The sequence below is a fragment of the Nocardia neocaledoniensis genome (assembly GCF_029868625.1).
Taxonomy (GTDB): domain Bacteria; phylum Actinomycetota; class Actinomycetes; order Mycobacteriales; family Mycobacteriaceae; genus Nocardia; species Nocardia neocaledoniensis_A.
Genome location: NZ_JARWOJ010000140.1, coordinates 1 through 1,451, shown reverse-complemented (window position 1 = coordinate 1,451; position 1,451 = coordinate 1). Strand labels below are relative to the sequence as shown.

Annotated in this window: 1 protein-coding gene and 1 pseudogene; one reads left to right on the top strand and one right to left on the bottom strand. The window is 71.1% G+C overall.

Going from position 1 to position 1,451, the window contains the following annotated elements; all coding sequences use genetic code 11:
* Window positions 1-224: 224 nt before the first annotated feature.
* Window positions 225-1,232, bottom strand: a complete 1,008-nt coding sequence (locus QH270_RS10485; protein ID WP_280340481.1) for a 3-isopropylmalate dehydrogenase — start codon at window positions 1,230-1,232, stop codon at window positions 225-227.
* Window positions 1,233-1,327: 95 nt separating this feature from the next.
* On the opposite strand from QH270_RS10485, the pseudogene QH270_RS10480 reads away from it, so the two are divergent.
* Window positions 1,328-1,451 (top strand): annotated as a pseudogene (locus QH270_RS10480) (YebC/PmpR family DNA-binding transcriptional regulator); the annotation flags it as partial.

Here is a 1,451-nt window from a genome sequence, read left to right as displayed (position 1 = left end):
GTGCAGGGACAGCCAGTCCAAGGTCGCGGCGGCGCTGCGGGCGCCGTCGATAGGCCCCGAGGAGTTGACTTACAAGGTGTGGGCCAGCTAGCGCACCCCCCACCTAGCCCCGGGCATAAAGCCCGTTCCCCCAATAATTTTCCCCCGGCGCGTGGTCCCCGGGCACAACCTCGCCCCCCGCTGGGTAACATTCCCCACCGGGCCCGATCTCGCTGTCAGTGCCCTCAGACGATGGCGGCGATCCGGTCGCCCACCTCGACGGTGGAGGCGGCGCCGGTGCGCGAGGCCAGATCCTTGGCGACGGCGGACTCGATGCGCGCCGCGCCCTCGGTGTTGCCGAGGTGGTTGAGCAGCAGCGAGACCGAGAGGATCGCGGCGGTCGGGTCGGCCTTGGACTGGCCCGCGATGTCGGGGGCGCTGCCGTGCACCGGCTCGAACATCGACGGGTTGACACCGGAGGCGTCGATGTTGCCGGAGGCGGCCAGCCCGATCCCGCCGCTGACCGCGGCCGCCAGGTCGGTGATGATGTCGCCGAACAGGTTGTCGGTGACGATCACGTCGAAGCGGCCCGGGTCGGTCACCATGTGGATGGTGGCGGCGTCGATGTGCTGGTAGGCGGTCTGCACCTCGGGGAACTCCGCGGCGACCTCGTTCACCGTGCGCTGCCACAGCGAACCGGCGAAGGTGAGCACGTTGTTCTTGTGCACCAGGGTCAGGTGCTTGCGGCGGGCCTGCGCGGTGGCGAAGGCGTAGCGCACGACGCGCTCGATGCCGAAGCGGGTGTTGGTGGACACCTCGGTCGCGACCTCGTGCGGGGTCTCGACGCGGATGGCGCCGCCGGTGCCGGTGTACGGACCCTCGGTGCCCTCGCGCACGACCACGAAGTCGATGTCCGGGTTGCCGGCGAGCGGGCTGGTGACACCCGGGTAGAGCCGCGACGGACGCAGGTTCACGTGGTGGTCCAGCGCGAAGCGCGTCTTGAGCAGCAGCCCGCGCTCGAGCACGCCGCTGGGCACCGACGGATCACCGATCGCGCCGAGCAGGATCGCGTCGTGCTGCTTCAGCTCGGGCAGCACCGACTCCGGGAGGATCTCGCCGGTGCGGTGGTAGCGCGCGGCGCCCAGGTCGTACTCGGTCTTCTCGACACCCGGCGAGACCACGTCGAGCACCTTGAGCGCCTCGGCGATGACCTCGGGACCGATGCCGTCACCGGCGATGACTGCGAGTTTCATGAACAAGCTCCGTTCGAAGTCGGGGCGGATCGAGCCGCGCCGCGGATACAGGAGCGGGGGGGGGGGGGGGGGGGGGGGGGGGCGCGGGGCCCCGCGAGCCCGGCGATCTGATCGCCGTGCGCTGCGCGCTGCAGGCCGCCGGCATCGACTACGACTCGGCCGAGTCCGGTTTCCAGGCCTCGGTCTCGGTGGCCGTCGACGTCGAGGGCGCGCGCAAGG